The organism is Pseudomonas sp. A-B-19 (assembly GCF_019947515.1).
In the GTDB taxonomy this organism is placed as follows: Bacteria; Pseudomonadota; Gammaproteobacteria; order Pseudomonadales; family Pseudomonadaceae; genus Aquipseudomonas.
Map to the genome: position 1 here is coordinate 15,895 of NZ_JAGYGN010000001.1, position 18,396 is coordinate 34,290.

The 18,396-nt window shown below is 61.1% G+C and carries 17 protein-coding genes; 9 read left to right on the plus strand and 8 right to left on the minus strand.

What is annotated here, in order from left to right; all coding sequences use genetic code 11:
• Nucleotides 1-36 precede the first annotated feature (36 nt).
• The gene (locus KGA81_RS00070) at nt 37-705 is read right to left on the minus strand and encodes a GntR family transcriptional regulator (protein ID WP_223544045.1); all 669 of its coding nucleotides are present in this window, start codon (nt 703-705) and stop codon (nt 37-39) included.
• A gap of 374 nt (nt 706-1,079) precedes the next feature.
• On the opposite strand from KGA81_RS00070, the gene KGA81_RS00075 reads away from it, so the two are divergent.
• On the plus strand, nt 1,080-2,225 hold the full coding sequence (locus KGA81_RS00075; RefSeq protein WP_223544046.1) for a M14-type cytosolic carboxypeptidase: 1,146 nt from the start codon (nt 1,080-1,082) through the stop codon (nt 2,223-2,225).
• Between the two features lie 103 nt (nt 2,226-2,328).
• On the opposite strand, the gene KGA81_RS00080 is transcribed toward KGA81_RS00075, so the two are convergent.
• Both KGA81_RS00080 and KGA81_RS00085 read right to left on the minus strand, forming a co-directional pair.
• Nucleotides 2,329-2,874 (minus strand): cytochrome b, encoded by a 546-nt coding sequence (locus KGA81_RS00080; protein WP_223544047.1) that lies wholly within the window; start codon nt 2,872-2,874, stop codon nt 2,329-2,331.
• Nucleotides 2,871-3,956, minus strand: coding sequence for a catalase family peroxidase (locus KGA81_RS00085; RefSeq protein WP_223544048.1), 1,086 nt, complete (start codon nt 3,954-3,956; stop codon nt 2,871-2,873). The genes KGA81_RS00080 and KGA81_RS00085 overlap by 4 nt, the downstream gene beginning before the upstream one ends.
• A 163-nt stretch (nt 3,957-4,119) precedes the next feature.
• On the opposite strand from KGA81_RS00085, the gene KGA81_RS00090 reads away from it, so the two are divergent.
• The 3 genes from KGA81_RS00090 to KGA81_RS00100 all read left to right on the plus strand — a co-directional run bounded on the left by KGA81_RS00090 (nt 4,120) and on the right by KGA81_RS00100 (nt 6,832).
• Complete coding sequence (locus tag KGA81_RS00090) at nt 4,120-4,626, plus strand: sigma-70 family RNA polymerase sigma factor (RefSeq protein ID WP_223544049.1); 507 nt, start codon at nt 4,120-4,122, stop codon at nt 4,624-4,626.
• Nucleotides 4,623-5,375 carry an anti-sigma factor family protein gene (locus KGA81_RS00095; protein WP_223544050.1) on the plus strand — a complete coding sequence of 251 codons (753 nt, stop codon included), beginning with the start codon at nt 4,623-4,625 and terminating at the stop codon, nt 5,373-5,375. Before KGA81_RS00090 ends, KGA81_RS00095 begins: the two co-directional genes overlap by 4 nt.
• A 131-nt stretch (nt 5,376-5,506) precedes the next feature.
• Nucleotides 5,507-6,832, plus strand: coding sequence for a leucine-rich repeat-containing protein kinase family protein (locus tag KGA81_RS00100; RefSeq protein ID WP_223544051.1), 1,326 nt, complete (start codon nt 5,507-5,509; stop codon nt 6,830-6,832).
• Nucleotides 6,833-6,984: 152 nt separating this feature from the next.
• On the opposite strand, the gene KGA81_RS00105 is transcribed toward KGA81_RS00100, so the two are convergent.
• Complete coding sequence (locus KGA81_RS00105) at nt 6,985-7,689, minus strand: YebC/PmpR family DNA-binding transcriptional regulator (RefSeq protein ID WP_223544052.1); 705 nt, start codon at nt 7,687-7,689, stop codon at nt 6,985-6,987.
• Nucleotides 7,690-7,914: 225 nt separating this feature from the next.
• Here KGA81_RS00105 and KGA81_RS00110 point away from each other — a divergent pair, with 225 nt between their 5' ends.
• Nucleotides 7,915-9,339 carry a type VI secretion system Vgr family protein gene (locus KGA81_RS00110; protein WP_223544053.1) on the plus strand — a complete coding sequence of 475 codons (1,425 nt, stop codon included), beginning with the start codon at nt 7,915-7,917 and terminating at the stop codon, nt 9,337-9,339.
• A gap of 3 nt (nt 9,340-9,342) precedes the next feature.
• On the opposite strand, the gene KGA81_RS00115 is transcribed toward KGA81_RS00110, so the two are convergent.
• A complete protein-coding gene (locus KGA81_RS00115) occupies nt 9,343-10,740 on the minus strand; it encodes an FAD-dependent oxidoreductase (RefSeq protein ID WP_223544054.1) in 1,398 nt (465 codons plus the stop codon).
• Between the two features lie 62 nt (nt 10,741-10,802).
• Entirely contained in the window at nt 10,803-12,128 is a 1,326-nt protein-coding gene (locus KGA81_RS00120; RefSeq protein ID WP_223544055.1) for an MFS transporter, read from the minus strand.
• 271 nt (nt 12,129-12,399) lie between these two features.
• Here KGA81_RS00120 and KGA81_RS00125 point away from each other — a divergent pair, with 271 nt between their 5' ends.
• A complete protein-coding gene (locus tag KGA81_RS00125; protein WP_223544056.1) occupies nt 12,400-13,272 on the plus strand; it encodes a LysR family transcriptional regulator in 873 nt (290 codons plus the stop codon).
• A gap of 133 nt (nt 13,273-13,405) precedes the next feature.
• Here KGA81_RS00125 and KGA81_RS00130 read toward each other — a convergent pair whose 3' ends face one another.
• Complete coding sequence (locus tag KGA81_RS00130; RefSeq protein ID WP_223544057.1) at nt 13,406-14,269, minus strand: LysR substrate-binding domain-containing protein; 864 nt, start codon at nt 14,267-14,269, stop codon at nt 13,406-13,408.
• A gap of 109 nt (nt 14,270-14,378) precedes the next feature.
• On the opposite strand from KGA81_RS00130, the gene KGA81_RS00135 reads away from it, so the two are divergent.
• The 3 genes from KGA81_RS00135 (at nt 14,379) to KGA81_RS00145 (ending at nt 17,309) form a co-directional block, all read left to right on the plus strand.
• A complete protein-coding gene (locus KGA81_RS00135) occupies nt 14,379-15,488 on the plus strand; it encodes a 2-aminoethylphosphonate--pyruvate transaminase (protein ID WP_223544058.1) in 1,110 nt (369 codons plus the stop codon).
• 154 nt (nt 15,489-15,642) lie between these two features.
• Nucleotides 15,643-16,470 carry a phosphonoacetaldehyde hydrolase gene (phnX, locus tag KGA81_RS00140; RefSeq protein ID WP_223544059.1) on the plus strand — a complete coding sequence of 276 codons (828 nt, stop codon included), beginning with the start codon at nt 15,643-15,645 and terminating at the stop codon, nt 16,468-16,470.
• A gap of 278 nt (nt 16,471-16,748) precedes the next feature.
• On the plus strand, nt 16,749-17,309 hold the full coding sequence (locus tag KGA81_RS00145) for a cytochrome b (protein ID WP_223544060.1): 561 nt from the start codon (nt 16,749-16,751) through the stop codon (nt 17,307-17,309).
• Nucleotides 17,310-17,369: 60 nt separating this feature from the next.
• Here KGA81_RS00145 and KGA81_RS00150 read toward each other — a convergent pair whose 3' ends face one another.
• Entirely contained in the window at nt 17,370-18,296 is a 927-nt protein-coding gene (locus KGA81_RS00150) for a 1-aminocyclopropane-1-carboxylate deaminase/D-cysteine desulfhydrase (protein ID WP_223544061.1), read from the minus strand.
• Between the last annotated feature and the right edge of the window lie 100 nt (nt 18,297-18,396).

Here is an 18,396-nt window from a genome sequence, read left to right on the forward strand (position 1 = left end):
CCTGCGCCCGCTCCTACGGGAAATGTGTTTGCTCTTCTATTGATGAGCCTCAAGAAACTGAATCAGGCGCGGAATCGTTCCTTCGATGTGCTCGCACACCACCGCCGCCGCTTTATCCGGATCGCCGGAACGCAACGCGGTCACGATCGAGGCGTGTTCGTCCCGGGCACTGCGGGGCTTGTCGGCGTGTTGCAGCCACAGGCGCATGTGCGGCTCGATCACCGAATACAGCGCCGAAATTTGCCGCATCAGGCGCGGGCGCTCACTCAGGCTGCACAGGTATTCATGGAAGGCGCGATGACGGCCGACCCACTCGGCACTGTCCTCGCGGTAGTCGTCCATCTCGTCGAGCAGACGCTCCAGATGGCTGAAATGGCGCTCGGTCATTTTGCCGACAGCCACTCGGATAGCGAGCCCCTCAAGGGCACTGCGCATCTCGAACACTTCACGCATTTCGTCGATGTTCAGGCCCCGTACGATGGCGCCGCGATTGGGCCGCAACGTCACCAGGCCGTCGGCATCCAGACGGCGGAACGCTTCGCGCACCGGCATGCGGCTCATGCCGATTTCACCGGCGATGTCCTCGGCGATCAGCCGTTCGCCGGTGCGGTAACGTCCTTTGCAAATGGCCTCCAGGAGAAAGTTGTAAGCCTCCTCCTCAGCAGTGACAGGCTGGCGCTCGGTATAGGCAGGGGCGAATTTCATCAGTGCACCTTTTGTATTTTTGTATCCAATTATCCAATTATCCATAAAGCCAAAAAAGCACATTGCGTGCCAGATCCAGCGCATCGCTTGCAGGTATTTGATTGCATTGATGTATCAGCCATTACGACGACTGGTTACACCCGAGCGTATTGATCCGGAACGAGTTGAAATGCCCCACCCTGTCACCTGAAGGCCTCAAAACGGTGCTGGTGGTAACACGGATGATCGCTACGCTTGGTTGAAGGACTTCGTGGCAAACCTCAAGTCCTAAAGTGAACAGGCGCCTGGGTGGCGAGACGGTTTTTCTGCGCTCCTAAGGCCCTGCACTTGTGTGTAAAGTAGCCGCCATAAAAATCTTGATCAGGAACCCAACCGTGGCTAAATCCTCCCTCGACATCAGCGCCAACTTCGACAGCGGCAACATCCAGGTGATTGACGTCAGCGACCCGCTCAAGCCCCTGTTGGCGATCCGCCCCGATACCAAAAGCAACCATTTCCAATGGTTCCACTTCAAGGCCAGCGGCCTGCATGTTGGCCAGGAGCACTGGTTTCGCCTGATCAATGCCAGCCAATCCTCCTATAACAAGGCCTGGACCGGTTATCAGGCGGTAGCGTCCTACGATCACGTCAACTGGTTCCGCGTACCGACCATTTTCGAAGGCGACTGCCTGCGTTTCGTTCTCGAAGCCGAGCAGACCCACGCCTGGTTCGCCTACTTCGAACCCTACAGCCGTGGCCGCCACGACTGGCTGATCGAGCAGGCACTGACCAAGGCCGGCACCGAACTGCTGGCCACCGGCAAAAGTGTCGAAGGCCGCGACATCCAGTTGCTGCGCAAAGGCACCGGGGCCGAGGGCCGACGCAAGGTGTGGATGATTGCCCAGCAACATCCGGGCGAGCACATGGCCGAGTGGTTCATGGAAGGCGTGATCGAGCGTCTGGAAAAACACGACGACCCGGTGCTGAATAAACTGCTGGCCGGCGCTGATCTGTACCTGGTACCGAACATGAACCCGGACGGTGCTTTCCACGGCAACCTGCGCACCAACGCCATGGGCCAGGACCTCAACCGAGCCTGGCAGAGCGCCAGCCAGGAATTCAGCCCGGAAGTCCTGTTCGTTCAGCAGCAGATGGAAAAGTACGGCGTCGACATGTTCCTCGACATCCATGGTGACGAGGAAATCCCTCACGTATTCACCGCCGGTTGCGAAGGCAACCCCGGTTACACGCCGCGGATCGAAAAGCTCGAGGAGCACTTCCGCAGTCATCTGAAGCACACCACCAAGGACTTCCAGACCAAGTACGGCTACACCCGCGACGAACCGGGCAAGGCCAACATGACGCTGGCCTGCAACAGCGTCGGGCAGAAGTACGACTGCCTGTCGCTGACCCTGGAAATGCCGTTCAAGGATCACGACGATCATCCGAACCCGTTGACGGGCTGGTCGGGCAAGCGGTCGAAGCAGTTGGGCAAGGATGTACTCACCACCATTGCGGACATGGTCGACACCTTGCGTTGATTGCCCTTCAAGATCAAAAGATCGCAGCCTGCGGCAGCTCCTGCATTGGAATGCATTTCCCTGTAGGAGCTGCCGCAGGCTGCGATCTTTTTTTGCCGAGCTATTATCCGCGATCCTTGCCCCGCAACATGCTGTCCAGCACCTCATCTCGCCGCACCCAGCCGTGAAACAACGCGGCCGCCAGATGCAGCAACACCGTCAGGAACAACAGATACGCCAGATACCCGTGTGCCTTGCGCAAAAACGCAAACACCTGCGCATTCGCCGGCACAATCGACGGTAGTTGCAATGAACTGCTGAGCATGACCGGCTCGCCCGACGCCGAAATCATCGCCCAGCCCAGCAGCGGCAGAACCAGCATCAATGCATACAACAAGACATGCGAGGCCTTGGCCGCGAGTACTTGCACACCCGGCATGTCCGCAGGCAGCGGTGGCTGCGTGGTGGAAAAGCGCACCACCAGCCGCACGATCACCAGCAGCAAAATCGCGATGCCCAAGGGTTTGTGCAGATGAATCAGCCATTCATGCCGCTCGGACACCGAGGCGACCATGCCGGCGCCGATAAACAGCATCGCGATGATCATCAGCGCCATCAGCCAGTGCAGCAGGCGCGCCAGCGGGGCGAAGTGGTTCGGTTGGTTGCTCATTGCTGGGCCTCCTGTTTGGCGGCGGGCAACTGGCTGACTTCGCTGGTGCGACGCAGGTAGGAATTGGCGTAAGCGGCTGAACGGGTGGCGAGCAACGGGTCGTCGGAACCTTCGATCCCGGCAGGCAACACCAGCGGATCGTAGTTGATATCACGGCATTCACCGTTGAGTTGCGGTTGAGCCTTTTCAAGCACCAGGGTGCCAGCGTTCAACACCTTGCGCCCTTCGGGCCAGGCCTTGCTGGCGTCGTTGACCGGATCGCCGGGGTTGGCCAAGGTGATGTTCAACTGCCAGCGCAACGGGCCGGCGGCGATTCGCTCAATCAGGTCTTTCTCCAGGAAATCATTACCCTCCGGTACCGTGCCCCCGGGTGCGTCCTGAACCAGTGGCACCATGTTCCAGCGCACGGCCTGGCGTTGGCCGGCCGCGTTGACCAGGTAGAACGCATTCACGCTGTTGTAGTTTTCGGTCACGTAACTGGCCGACGGCTTGGCGGTCTTGATCCAGGCCAGGAACGGTGCGGCTTGCGGGTGCGAAGCAAAAAACGCCGATACCGCCTTGGGGTCCGGTTTGCCGGTGGCCGGGTCTGGCGACTGGGCTTTTTGCAATTGATAGAACGCCTCGGGCGTGTCCACCGGGAACACCGGCATGCTGTTCATCCCGGTGCGCCACTGCTGGCCGTTAGCCTGAGTGAAACGCAAGGCCATGCTGCGGATCGGCGCGGCACTGTCCGGCGCGTTTGGGTTACCGGACCCCAAGGCGAAACGCCCCACCACCGGTGTCCGTGCTTCGTTGAACACTTGAGCGGTGGAATAGCTGCGCGCCTCAAGGCTGCTCTCGAAATGCCCGATCACGCACACGCCTTTGGAATGGTTGCGACGGAAACCCGGATGCACGCCGTTGTTGGCCTCCAGCACGTTGATCAGTTTTTTCGGGGTCAGGCGCTGTGGGTCCAGGGTGCCGTTGACGTAGGCAAAAGCCCCAGCCACTGCGGCAACGACCACGGCAATGCCAGCCAGACGCAATGTCAGGCTCGCCGCACTCAAAGGTGGCCGGGGTGGCGGTGATGATCGATCTACCATGAAAGACTCCAGGGCCATCGGCCACAAGTGAGAAGAATCAAGCAGACGAACCGCACGCAGGTTTATTCCCACATGCGGTGTTTATTTTTTCTGACGTGGAATAACCTCGAATGCCGGGCGTCTTCCTGGTCCACAGTCAAGCGTAGTGACTAGCCAGAACTTCATGAACGATATCGACGAACAACTGAGGGAAATCATTCCAAGATTGCGACGGTTTGCCGTGTCGTTGACGCGCAACACCAGCAGCGCTGACGATCTGGTGCAGGCGAGTCTGGAGCGGGCATTGTCGAGTTGGAGCGACAAACGCGCCGAGGGCGACTTGCGCGCCTGGCTGTTCTCGATTGTCTATCGGCAGTTTCTCGATGCGCACCGCCGCTCCCGGCGCTATGCACGCATGCTCGAATTCTTCATCGGGCGTGACGATGCCCAGCCCTCGGTGGAGCGCACCGTTATCGCTCAATCGACCCTCAGCGCTTTCGACCGACTGCCCACCGAGCAACGCGCGCTGCTGCTCTGGGTGTCGGTGGAAGGCCTGAGCTACAAAGAGGTCGCCGGGATTCTCGACGTCCCCATCGGCACCGTGATGTCCCGCCTGTCCCGGGCTCGCCAGGCCCTGCGCCAACTCAGCGATGGCGAGATCAACCGCCCTTCCCTGCGGAGACTCAAATGATCAGCATGCCCCCCAGCGAGCGTGACCTGCACGCCTACGTTGACCACCAACTGAGCGACACCGACCGACGCCTGGTGGAGACTTTTCTGGCCACTGACCCACAGGTGGCCGCGCAAGTGCGCGCCTGGCAGCAGGATGCCCAGAGACTGCGCGCATCCCTGAGCGGAGCCTTGCAACAACCCTCGAACCCGGACCTTGATCCGGCCGTGATACGCCAGCGCCTCAAACGCCAATCCCGTCGACACCTGGCCAGTGCCGCGGTGTTGCTCATCGCCGTCAGCGTGGGCGGTTTCAGCGGTTGGCAAGCGCGGGAGATGACACTGGCGAGCCCCCAGCTCCCGATGACCGATGCCCTGCAGGCCTATCGCCTGATTGCCCAGCAAGGCATCCTGCCGGCCGATTACAAGGTCGGCGCGGACGGCGATATGCAAGGCTGGCTGGACCGCTATTTCACTCAGGCCAATCGCCTGCCCGACCTTTCCGATGCCGGCTTCAAACCGGTCAGCGGGCGTCTGCTGAGCACCGAGCAAGGCCCTGCGGCAATGGTGGTCTACGAGAATCAGGGCGGACAGAAAATCAGTTTCTATGTGCGCCCGCCAGGGCCGAAAAACTTCCTGCTGCCCAGGGGTAGTCGCAGTGATGGCGAGTTGCAGGCCGAATACTGGTCGGGAAGTGGCTACAACTATGCGATGGTCAGCCCCGCGGATACAGCGGCGGCGCAGATGCTCAAGCAGACCACTCAGTTCTGACAGAAGTCAGCGAACCGGCCTGATCGGCGTTTGCCAGCTGCACGGCCTGACAGATCAGCCCTCTTTGCCGCTATCATGTCGCGCATTTGCGGGGCCCTGCGCCCTCCCCTTGGTTAATGGCGAATCTGTTCATGCATACCCTTGCTCAATTGCGTGCCGGCGAGTTGTCAGGCATCACGCGGCTGGATCTGGTCGACGGCCTGACCGAATTCCCTCGGGAGATCTTCGATCTGGCGGACTCGCTGGAAGTGCTCAATCTCAGCGGCAATGCCTTGAGCGCCCTGCCGGAGGACTTGCATCGCCTGACCCGTTTGCGCGTGCTGTTCTGTTCCGATAACCGCTTTACCGAGTTGCCGGCCTGCCTGGGCCAATGCACCGCACTGACGATGATCGGCTTCAAGGCCAACCGCATCGCCCACGTGCCCGCAGCGGCGCTCCCACCGCTGCTGCGCTGGTTGATCCTGACCGACAACTGCATCGAAACCTTGCCGACCGAACTGGGACAGCGCCCGTTCCTGCAAAAGCTCATGCTCGCCGGCAATCGATTGCAAGCGCTGCCGGAGTCATTGCGTCAGTGTCATCGGCTGGAACTGATCCGCATCGCCGCCAACCGGTTGACCAGGTTGCCGCAATGGCTGCTGGAGCTGCCGAGCCTGACCTGGCTGGCCTATGCCGGTAACCCGCTGGAAACCGAAGCCGATGCCGCGGCCCTCGACGCCACTTCGCGCATTGACTGGTCGGCGCTGCGTCTGGAGAAGAAACTCGGCGAAGGGGCGTCCGGGGTGATTCATCAGGCCGCCTGGCAACCCGCCGGGCAGCCACCCATGGCCGTTGCGGTGAAGCTCTACAAAGGCGAAATGACCAGCGACGGTTCGCCATTGCACGAGATGAACGCCTGCATCACCGCTGGTGTGCACCCGAATCTGATCCGCGTCGAAGGGCGGATTGTCGATCACCCGCAGCAAACCGCCGGGCTGGTGATGCAACTGATCGCACCGAGCTTTCGCAACCTCGCCGCGCTGCCGAGTCTGGCGTCGTGCAGCCGCGACATTTACCCCGACGATTTGCGTTTCAGTGCCGCGGTGGCGCTGCGCATTGCCTCGGGCATTGCCTCGGTGGCCGAGCACCTGCACGGTCATGGCATCACCCACGGCGACCTTTACGGGCACAATATTCTGTGGAATGAGCAGGGTGATTGCTTGCTGGGAGACTTTGGCGCGGCGTCGTTCCACGGGATTTCCGACAGCCTTGAAAGCCGTGCCTTGCAGCGGATCGAGGTGCGGGCGTTCGGGGTATTGCTGGGGGAGTTGCTGGCGCGGGTTGATTCGGGGTTGAGCGATGAACTGCGTGGGGTGCTGGAGGATCTGGAGCGGCGCTGCTGTCAGCCGCAGGTGCTGGAGCGGCCGGGGTTTGATGAAGTTGTTCAGACGTTAGCTGCGTTTAATTCAATAAACTAGCAGCCAGTACAAAACCCTGTGGCGAGGGAGCTTGCTCCCGCTGGGTCGCGAAGCTGCCCCAAGGAACTGCGTCTGCTTCGCAGCCGAGCGGGAGCAAGCTCCCTCGCCACAGGCAAGCCCCCTCGCCACAGGTCAGATCAAGGCCAGTTCGATCAACCCGCCAACCCGACAAACATATCCTGCACGTCATCATGGTTATCGAGGCCTTCGAGGAACGCTTCGACTTCCGCCATCTGCTCATCGCTCAGGCCGCTGACCGGGTTTTTCGGCTGGTAGCCCAGTTTGGCCGATAGCACGGTGAAGCCTTGTTCCGGCAGGGCTTTCTGTACTGCGTCGAGGTCGGTCGGTTCGGTAATGAACAGGGTTGCACCCTCTTCACCCGGCTCGAAATCCTGTGCACCGGCTTCGATGGCGGCCATTTCCGGATCGGCGTCCGGGGTGTCCGGCGACGCTTCGATCATGCCGACATGGTTGAAGTCCCAGGCCACGGAGCCGGAAGCGCCCAACTGGCCCTTGCGGAACGCCACGCGGATCTCGGCCACGGTGCGGTTGATGTTGTCGGTCACGCATTCAACGATCAACGGCACCTGATGCGGGGCGAACCCTTCATAAGTCACGCGATGGTATTGCACGGTCTCGCCCAACAAGCCCGCGCCCTTCTTGATGGCGCGATCCAGTGTTTCCTTGGGCATCGAAGCTTTCTTGGCCTGTTCAACCACCAGGCGCAAGTGCGCGTTGGTAGCAACATCAGCGCCGTTACGCGCAGCAATGGTGATTTCTTTCACCAGTTTGCCGAAGATCTTGCCCTTGGCATTGGCTGCTGCTTCTTTGTGTTTAACCTTCCACTGTGCGCCCATTTCTCACTCTCTTATCTGTGGCATCTGTGGCGCCGAGACATCTATTGGCCGACGCTTTGCGCAAGTTTATACGGCCTAAAGTTGGCAATCGACCAAAAAATCCCGACTTGCATCGACATATTCACCAGCGGTTGTAGGGCGATTCGGAAATGTCGCTTTAACGTGCCCGCAATGCGCTGAGGTTTCGTAGGCTTTGCACCCTATTCCACAGCAGCAGCGTGTTCGATGCACAACGACAAGGAAAGCCCCCCCACCCTGACGCTTCTGGACGATGACCTGCGTTTCCAGGTGATCCGGTTCAGCGGTCATGAAGCACTCAATCAACCCTATCGATTCGATATCGAGGTTATCGGGCTGGCACCGGCCCTGAGCCTCGAACGATTGCTGCAGCAACCGGCGTTCCTCGAACTTGGCCACGACCAGGGCATTCATGGTGTGCTGCACAGCGCCAGTTGTGAACATCGAAGCGGGCACCGGGTCGCTTACAGGCTGGTGCTGGTGTCCCGCGTCCAAGTGCTGGAGCAGCAACGACGCCGACGGGTTTTCCAGCGTGCCAGTGTGCCCATGATCCTGCGCCAATTGCTCGAGGAACATGGGCTGCCCGCCGGCAGCTATCGCTTTGAACTGGCAACCGGGCACTATCCCCTGCGACCTTTTTGCATTCAGTACGATGAAACCGACCTGGCGTTGCTGCAACGACTGTGCGAGGAAGAAGGCATCCACTACCACTTCGAGCATCAACGCGACGGCCATGTGCTGGTGCTGGCCGATGACAGTCTGAGTTTCCCCCAGGAGCCGCTGCTCATGCGGATGCGCCGTGACGCCCTCGACGAACATCGGGAACCGGTGATCAGCGAACTGTTCCAGCGCCATGACACCACGCTCTCCCCCGTACGCCCGGGTGCCGGCAACCCTGGTACAGCGGACACCAGCGACGGCGCAGCCAATCACCCGTTCGCCACGACGAGACACTTTCCTGCCCGCGAACAACAACAACATCGCGATCAGCTCAGCCGTCGACAACTGGAACGCCTGCGATGCCGCCACGTGCAGATCCACGGCCAAAGTAACCAGGGTGCATTACGCAGCGGCCGGATCGTTCAGGTGGCCGAGCATCCGCTGGCGAATTTCAATGATCAATGGCTGGTCACCGAGATCCGCCATCAGGGGCGTCATTCATCGATTCTGTTCGACGACTCACCGGACATCGCCCCGGGCTACTGCAATCAATTCAGTGCCATCCCCTGGTCGACGGTGTTCAGGCCAGCGCTCAAACAACCCAGGCCGAGCATCCCCGGGTATCAACCCGGCCAGGTGTGCGGCCCGATCGGGCAACCGGCGACAGTGGACGAAGATGGCCGGGTTCAGGTGAAACTCTGGCCCGTCACCCAATCAGTCGCAGAGGCGTCCGATGGCCTGTGGCTGCCACTGGCGCTGACCACCGCCGAGGACTGGATCGATCCGTCCCGCCTGCCCCTGGCCGGCAGCGAGGTACTGGTGATTTTCCTCGACAGTGACCCGGATCGCCCGGTGCTCTGTACGGCCATGGGCCCTCGGCCACAACCTCGCGGTCCTCGCCCGCGTGAACCCCGTGGCGATACCCGCCTGCTGTTCGACTGGCTGCTCAGCCGCTCGGACCTTGCGCCCTGACACTCAGCCCTTGTCAGCCTTGCCGGCCGCTGCGGCGAACTTCGCCAGACGCACGTCCAGATGCCGCGGCCGACGCCCGTGATCCTCCGCGCGCTCCTTGCGGCGGATGGCGTTGCGCACCATCAGTGAGCCGATGTAGCGAATCGGCTCCGGCGGGAAAAAACCCAGCGGTCCGTTGACCAGTGGCGAACGGGTCCAGGGGTTGTCCAGGCCCAGGACCATCGACGCCAGAATCTGCCCGCCCATATGGCAGGGCCCGACACCGCTGCCGGAGTAGCCAAAACCGTAGAACACATTGCCACTGGCACTCATCTGCCCGAAAAACGGCAGCCCGGTCACCGAACGGTCCGACGGACCATTCCAGGTCGCTTCGACCTTGACGTCGGCAAACGCCGGGAAAAAATCCGCCAGGCTGTTCTGCAACAAACCGGCGTAAGGCGAAGGTTGATCGAACACCGGCAGCATGCGCCCGCCATAAGCGAAGGTATTGCCACCCTTGCCAAGCATGATCCGGCCGTCCGGGGTGTTGTGGTAGTAGTGCACGAAAATCCGTGAATCGAGCACTGTGACGCCGCTGGTCAAGCCGATTTCGTCGAGCAAATCCGGGCGTGGCTCGGTGATCAGCATGTCGCTGGAAACGATCGCCACGCTGCGTTCGAACTGCGGAAATGCCCGGGCCATCCAGGCGTTCATCGCCAGTACCACGCGATCGGCGCGAATGGTGCCGTCAGGCGTTTGAATGCCCACCGGCTTGCCCTCTTCCAGCCCGGTCATCGCAGTGTTTTCATGAATTCTCACCCCCAATTGCAGAGCGACCCGGCGCAAGCCACGCACCAGTTTACCTGGCTGCACACTGGCCGCGGCCGGGGAAAACCAACCCTCCAGGTGCTTGCTGGAACCGGCCATGCGCTGCACATCGGCTACCGGCCGCTGGGTGAACGAGTTGATGCCCTGGCGCTCCAATGCGGCGATGACCGCATCGGTCGAGCCGCATTGGGCACGGTTGGTGGCGGTGTAGAGCGTACCGTCGAGGCGGTAATCGGCGTCCACCGCATACTGTTGGCAGAAGGCGCCAATGGCATGGATGCTGCGCTCGGACTCCTTGACCAGTCGCACCGCCTCTTCGACGCCAAACAAACGCTCAAGGGTGAAATATTTGGCCGACCACGACAGTGCACAGCCACCGTTACGCCCACTGGCACCGGCACCGCAGATATCCGCTTCGATCAGCAACACGTCCAGCTCGGGGTTCTGTTCCTTGAGCATGATCGCGGTCCACAACCCGGTATAACCGCCGCCGACGATGCACACGTCGGCTCGGCTGTCGCCTTGCAGTGGCGGACAGGTTTCGGATGCATCAGCCTTCAAGGCCTGGTCCAGCCAAAAGGGTCTCATGGGCAATCTCCAGTCAATGGCCCACACGCCAGCCTGCCGCAGACGCAGCAGGCGACGAGGGACAGGATTCAGGTGCGCAGGGGTTTGATGTTCATCGCCCGATTGGGCACGAACGGGTAGTTGGTTTTCAGGCCGCCCGGGCGGCTGTTCCAGTGCGGGATCAGCACCAGCGCCGAAAACATGGCGCAGCCGGCGAAGACAATGAACACGGTAACGGTGTCGAAGTAGCCTGGCAGCAGGCCACCGAGAATCGCCCCGACCGAGCCACAGCCGTTGACGAAACCGGCGGCGGTGGCGCCGGCCTTGGCGGTGCCGAAGTCGATGGCCGCCGCGCCGCTGATCATCGAGTCCGGCCCATAGAGGGTCAGGCCCATGACGAACAGCAGCGCCACCACCAGCAGCACGCTACCGGTATGCAGGGCGCCCATGAAAAACGCCAGGGACACCGTTAGCGCCAACAGACTGATCACGCAGGCCGGCATGCGTCGGGCACCGAACAGTTTGTCCGAGGCCAGGCCAATCAGAATCGGCCCGAGCAATCCGGCCAGCTCGAACGAGGTCGGAATGATTGCTGCGCCGACCTTACCCACCGAAGGCATCTGTTCGAAGACGATCACCGGTCCCCACAGCAGAATCGCGTAGCGCGCCGGCTTGAGCATGAAGTACGCCAGCCCGAGCACCAGCACCGTGCGGTTGCGCAAGATTTCCTTCAACGGCTCCCACATGCTGATTTTGCTTTGCGCCTCGGCTTGTTCGGCGCTCAGCTCAGGTTCCGGCTCTACCGCCGGCAAGCCGACGTCTTCCGGTTTGTTGCGTTGGAAAATAAAAAACAGCACGGCGACCAGCCCAACCACCGCCGCACTGGAAACAAACGCCGCATGCCAGGTGCCGATGAGCGTATACGCCCACCAACCGGCAAACGGCGACGCCACGAGACCGCCAAAGGCGTAGCAGGAACTCCACAGGCCCAGTACCCGCCCGCGTTGCTCCGAGGGAAAGAAGCTGCCGAGGTTCTTGCACAACCCCGACCAACCGGTGGACTGCGCCAGGCCCTGGATCAGCATGCAGGTAGCGAAAATCGGTAAGGTTGCAAAGTTGCCCATCACCAGCGCCGCACAGGCGGAAATCAGCAACCCGCCCAGCACCACCACTCGCGGCCCGAAGCGGTCTGCGAGGATGCCCCAGGTGAACTGACCGACGGCGTAGGCCGTCAGGTAGATGGCGTCGAGGTTGGCCATGGCCATTTTGTCGAGCATGAAGGTCGGGTCTTCGGCGATGCCGAGCTTGGCCACCGAGAAGGCTTTGCGGGTGAAGTAGAACGCGGCGTAGGCCAGCCAGGTGATCGCGAAGATCTGCATGCGCCAACGCTTGATGGTGCCGATATGCTTGTTCATTGTGGTTCTGACCTCAGGGTGTGAGTGTGCCGGCAGAATTGGAAGAAAACGCCTGTTTTTTTATTGTTGAGCACTGCGATATCGCCCTGTCCCTACGGCGGATACCGGTCAGATGAGTCCTGTTTTTTTTGCACGCCCAGGCTCATGGCACCCGCTGCTGTTCGACCGACCCGTCAGCGGGGCTGAGCTGGATAAAAACAATTACTGATTAATAAGTGAAATCGATTTATCGTATTTCACAAATAAGCTCAGCTTGTTACTGGAGATTTCCATGTCGGTGTCCCACGCCCAGCTCAAAGCCTTCCATGCCGTGGCGCTCCATGGAAGCTTTACCAAGGCCGCCGAGCGGCTTTTTCTGACGCAGCCGGCGATTTCCGACCAGGTGCGCAAACTCGAGGAGCGCTACGGCGTCTTGCTGTTTCACCGCAACAAACGCTCAGTGCGCCTGACCGATCTGGGCGAGCGCCTGCTGAGCGTTACCCAGCGGCTTTTTGTGATTGAGGCCGAAGCCCAGGAGCTGTTGCAGGAGTCCCAGGCCTTGCAGACCGGCAGCCTGATTCTGGCGGTGGATGCACCGGTGCATGTGCTGCCGCAGATTGCCCGCTTCTGCGAACGCTACCCCGGGATCAGCGTAAAGATCGAAACCGGTAACACCGATGAGTCGCTGTTTCGACTGTTCAACTATCAGGCCGACCTGGCGTTGCTGGGCCGTGACGTCAGCGATGAACGCCTGATCTGCCTGGCCCTGCGTAACGACCCGATGGTCGCGTTTGTGTCGCGCAATCACCCTTGGGCCGATCGCGAATCCATCACCCTCGCGGATCTCGACGACACGCCACTGGTGTTGCGGGAAATCGGTTCGGTGACCCGGCAGACCCTGGAAGAAGAAATGCAACGCGCCGGCTTGCGCATTCGCCCGGCGATTCAGGTCGAAGGTCGGGAGGCAGCGCGCGAAGCGGTAGTGGTCGGGATCGGGGTGGGCGTGGTATCGGCCGCCGAGTTTGGCGCGGACTCCAGGGTTTGTGCACTGCCGATTACCGATTGCAAACGACGGTTGACTGAAACGCTGGTTTGCCTGCGCGAGCAGAGTTCACGGCGGGTGGTGGCGACGTTTCTTGAGATGGTTCGCGAAAGTCTTGTGTAGGCAGGTCCGACGCCATCGTCGGATCGCCGCCCGGAGCAAGCTCGCTCCCACAGAGATCAAGGGTGGACACACGTTTTGTGCACGACGCAAAACACTGTGGGAGCGAGCTTGCTCGCGATGCAGGCGACTCGGTCTACCTGCCTGGCGCCAAACCGAAAAACGCCTGTATCAACCGCAAATCCCGGCGCCGCTCCATGCACCCGATCATGTGCCGATTCACCAACCCCTCGCCAATGATCGGCACCGCCGCCACTCGCGGGTCGTGGCTGACTTCCACCGACGACACCACCCCCACCCCCAGTTCGGCGGCCACCGCCTCGGTTACCGCTTCGCGGCTGTCCAGTTCCAGCAACACCCGCGGACTGACCCTGGCCTGGGCGCAAGCCTCGTCGAAGGTGCGCCGGGTAATCGAATCCGGTTCGCGCAGCACCATGATCACCTGATCCAGCTCCCTGAGCTGCACGCCTTTGGTCTTCTGCGCCCAAGGATGCCCGGCGGGCACCAGCGCGCAAATCCGTGATTCGTTCAGCGCCTGCAGATGCAAGCCCTTGCGCGGCTCGACTTCGGTCAACACCGCCACGTCGGCATGTTCGGACAGCAGCGCCGCCAGGGTTTCCTGGGCGTTGCCCAGGCGCAGGTTCACGGTGATCCCCGGATAGCGCGCGCGCAGGCTGGCAAGCATCGGCATGACCATGTGCGGGCCGTCCGCCGCCACCTCCAGACGCCCGGTCAACAGTTGCCGGTTGGCTTCGAGCATCACCTGCGCCTCTTCGGCCAGGCCGAACATCGCCCGGGTGATGGCCGCCAGTTTGGTGCCCTCCTCCGTCAGCTCCACTCGCCGGGCGGTGCGGCGCAACAGGGTGATCTGGTAGTGCTCCTCCAGGGCCTTGATGTGCCCGGTAACCGCCGGCTGGCTGATGAACAGCCGCGCCGCCGCCCGGGTAAAGCTGCCTTCACGCGCTACGGCATCGAAGGCGCGCAGCTGAAACAGGTTCATGAATAACTCTCACTGATGGCTGGCATAACAACAAACAATTTGATTGATAACACGGCAAATTGCAATTTAGGCACCGAGGCTTCATCCCATCGATTGCGAGGACACGAGAATGAGTACTGCCGAACCCATCCTGCTCACCCCCGGCCCGTTGACCACGTCGCCCCGCACCCGTCAGGCGATGATGATCGACTGGGGTTCATGGGATGACCGCTTCAATCAACTGACCGCCAGCCTCTGCGAGCAACTGTTGGCCATCATCAACGGCGCCGCCACCCACCACTGCGTGCCTTTGCAAGGCAGCGGCACTTTCGCGGTCGAAGCGGCGATCGGCACGCTGGTGCCTCGGGATGGCAAGGTGCTGGTGCTGATCAATGGTGCCTACGGCAAACGCCTGGCGAAAATCTGCGAAGTGCTGGGCCGCTCCTTCAGCACCTTCGAAACCGCCGAAGACGAGCCGACCACTGCCGCCGATGTCGACCGCTTGCTGCGCGCCGACAGCGGCATCACCCACGTCGCCCTGATTCACTGCGAAACCAGCACCGGCATCCTCAATCCGCTGCCGCAGATCGCCCAGGTCGTCGCAGAACACGGCAAGCGCCTGATCGTCGACGCCATGAGCTCCTTCGGTGCCCTGCCGGTGGATGCGCAGCAAGTGCCGTTCGACGCACTGATCGCTGCCTCGGGCAAATGCCTGGAAGGTGTTCCGGGCATGGGTTTTGTCTTCGCTCGCAAAGAGTCCCTGGCCAACGCCACCGGTCATTCGCATTCGCTGGCCATGGACCTGCAGGACCAGCACGCCTACATGGCCAAGACCGGCCAGTGGCGCTTCACCCCGCCGACCCATGTAGTCGCGGCGCTGCACGAAGCCCTGCTGCAATACAACGAGGAAGGTGGCTTGCCGGCTCGACACGAACGCTACGCCGCCAACTGCCAGGCGTTGATGGAAGAGATGGGCAAACTGGGGCTGCGCAGCTTCCTGCCGGCGGCCATTCAGGCGCCGATCATCGCCACCTTTCATGCCCCGAAAGATCCTCGCTACCAGTTCAAAGAGTTCTACGAACGGGTCAAGGCCAAGGGTTACATCCTCTACCCCGGCAAACTGACCCAGGTCGAAACCTTCCGCGTCGGCTGCATTGGCCATGTCAACCCGGCGCAAATGCGCGAAGCGGTGGCCGCGATTGGCGAAGTGCTGCGCGAGATGGAAGTGCTGGAAATCTAAACAACACCACCTTCCCCTGTGGGAGCGAGCTTGCTCGCGATGGGGCCCGGTCAGTCAGCACATAGGTTGAATAGAAGACCGTCATCGCGAGCAAGCTCGCTCCCACAGTAAAAGCTGCTCTCCAATAGCCAGTTATTACAGGACTCAGATCACCATGAACTACACCAATCCAACCAAACTACAAGCCGCCATCCTCGACTGGGCCGGCACCGTGGTCGACTTCGGCTCCTTCGCCCCGACGCAGATTTTCGTCGAGGCGTTCGCCGAATTCGACGTCCAGGTGTCCATCGAAGAAGCCCGTGGTCCGATGGGCATGGGCAAGTGGGACCACATCCGCACCCTGTGCAATCTGCCGGAAGTTGCCGAGCGTTATCGCAAAGTGTTCGGCCGCACGCCGAGCGACGATGACGTCACTGCGATTTACCAACGCTTCATGCCGCTGCAAATCGAAAAAATCGCCGAACACTCGGCGCTGATTCCGGGGGCGCTGGAGACCATTGCCAACCTGCGCCAGCAAGGGATCAGGATCGGCTCCTGCTCCGGCTACCCGAAACAGGTCATGGACAAAGTGGTCGAACTGGCCGCCACCAACGGCTACGTCGCCGATCACGTGGTCGCCACCGACGAAGTCCCGAACGGCCGCCCATGGCCCGCCCAGGCACTGGCCAACGTCATCGCCCTGGGCATTGACGATGTCGCCGCGTGCGTAAAGATCGATGACACAGTGCCGGGCATTCTCGAAGGCCGCCGCGCCGGCATGTGGACCGTGGCGCTGATCTGCTCGGGCAACGCCCTGGGTCTGGACTACGAAGGTTATCGCGCGCTGGGCAGCGACCATCTGGACAGCGAGCGCAAGCGCATCCACGCCATGTTCGAAGGTTCGCGCCCGCACTACATGATCGACACCATCACCGATCTGCCGGAGGTGATCGCCGACATCAACCAGCGCCTGGCCAACGGCGAAATGCCGCAGTCGAGCTAAAAAACGCAACTCCCCCCCCTGTAGGAGCGAGCTTGCTCGCGATGGTCGCCAACGATGACGCATACCCACTGGGTAACCGCGGCATTCTTGAGACCATCGTCGGAACGCCGCCCGGAGCAAGCTCGCTCCTACAGGGGAATGTGTTTTTCTGTCTGTTACCCGAACCAGAGCGTCCCGCGACTGATCGCCACAGACAAATCCGGTGAAACAGGATTACAGTTAACGCTCACCGTCGGACATGAACGGTGGCTTTAAACCGGACCTCTGAGGAACACCGTATGCCGTGGAAAAACTCCGAATCGCGCTACAGCACCGTATCGATCGCGCTGCATTGGTTGATGCTGGTCCTGCTGGCGCTGGTTTACGCCTGTATCGAGTTTCGCGGGATCTTTCCCAAGGGCAGTGGCGGGCGCACGCTGATGGTTGAATTACACTTCATGCTCGGCCTGACCGTTTTCGTTCTGGTCTGGGTGCGATTGTTGGCGCGCAGTCTCGGCCGGGCCCCGGAGATCTTCCCGGCCTCGCCACACTGGCAAACGACACTGGCCAGGCTGATGCACTGGGCGTTGTACATTTTCATGATCTTCACACCGATTCTCGGGTGGCTGGTCACCAGCGCCAAAGGCAATCAGGTGATGTTCTACGGTGTCGATCTGCCGATGCCGATAGCGGAAAACAAGGACCTGGCCAAACAACTCCAGGGCTGGCACGAGCTCGGCGCTACGATCGGCTATTGGCTGATTGGCCTGCATGCCGTGGCGGCGCTGTATCACCATTATGTGGTGGGCGATAACACCTTGTTGCGGATGATGCCCAAAGGCGTGAACCGCGACACCTGAACTTGACGGCAACCCCCAATGTGGGAGCGAGCTTGCTCCCGCATTGGTTTTCGGTGACTTTCAGGTTTGTGAATTGAACCCCCTTTGTCCCTGCAAGCCGCCGGTATGGACGAAGATCAGCCGCGATCCTCGAGCGAACTTGCCCGCTTCGACTTGCTGCTTGAGCGCCAGCAATGCCTTACCGGTGTACAACGGCTCAAGGGGAATGCCGCTGGCCCGTTCAGTCTTTTCGATGAAGTCGATCAGCAGCGGATCGACCCTGGCAAAGCCACCGCGGCTGGCATCGATCAGTTCATACACGGCATCGATCAGACCCGCTTGCTGCACGATCCGCTCGACCTGCTGCGCCACCCCATGATCGCCTGGTACCGCCAGCGCACCGTAGACCGGGTGCTCCCCCGCTTCGGCCAGTACCAGGCCAGCCAGGGTCGTGCCGGTCCCGCAGGCCAGCCACCAGGCGTCGTAGTCGCTCCAGCCCAAGGCATTCAGCTGTTGGCAGGCCAGTGCTTTCAACTGCATGCAGCCCTTTGCCCCCTGCAAACCACCGCCGCCCTCCGGCACCGGAAACAAATCGGGATACTGCGCCTGCCATGGCTCCCAAAAGCCCGCTTCATACCGCGCCCGATAACCGCCATAACCGAGCCAGTGCAGTTGCATGCCAAACGCCTGCAAGTCTTTCACCGTAGGCGTTTGCTGAGGGTGCCCGCGCAGTAAGCCGACCGTTGCGAAACCGAAACGCTTGCCCGCAGCGGCCAACGCGTGGAGGTGATTGGAGTGCGCGCCACCCAGGCTGATGATGCCTTCGGCGCCAACGCGGTCGGCGGTCTTCAGGTGTTCGATGAGCTTGAACCATTTGTTGCCGCTGATCAGCGGGTCGATCTGGTCCAGACGCAGGATTGCCACTTCGATACCGGAGTGGGCGAGCCAGTCGAGGTGGAGGAGTTCGAGGGGGGCTTTAGCAAGCCAGTTGTCTGGAAGAGAAAGCATGATGCCGGATCTTTGGAAAGACCCGGCATCTTAGCAGCTGACTAGTGGTGAGGAGGCAAGCAGCTCAGCACAGATTTTGTGAACAGCCTGATTACCCGGA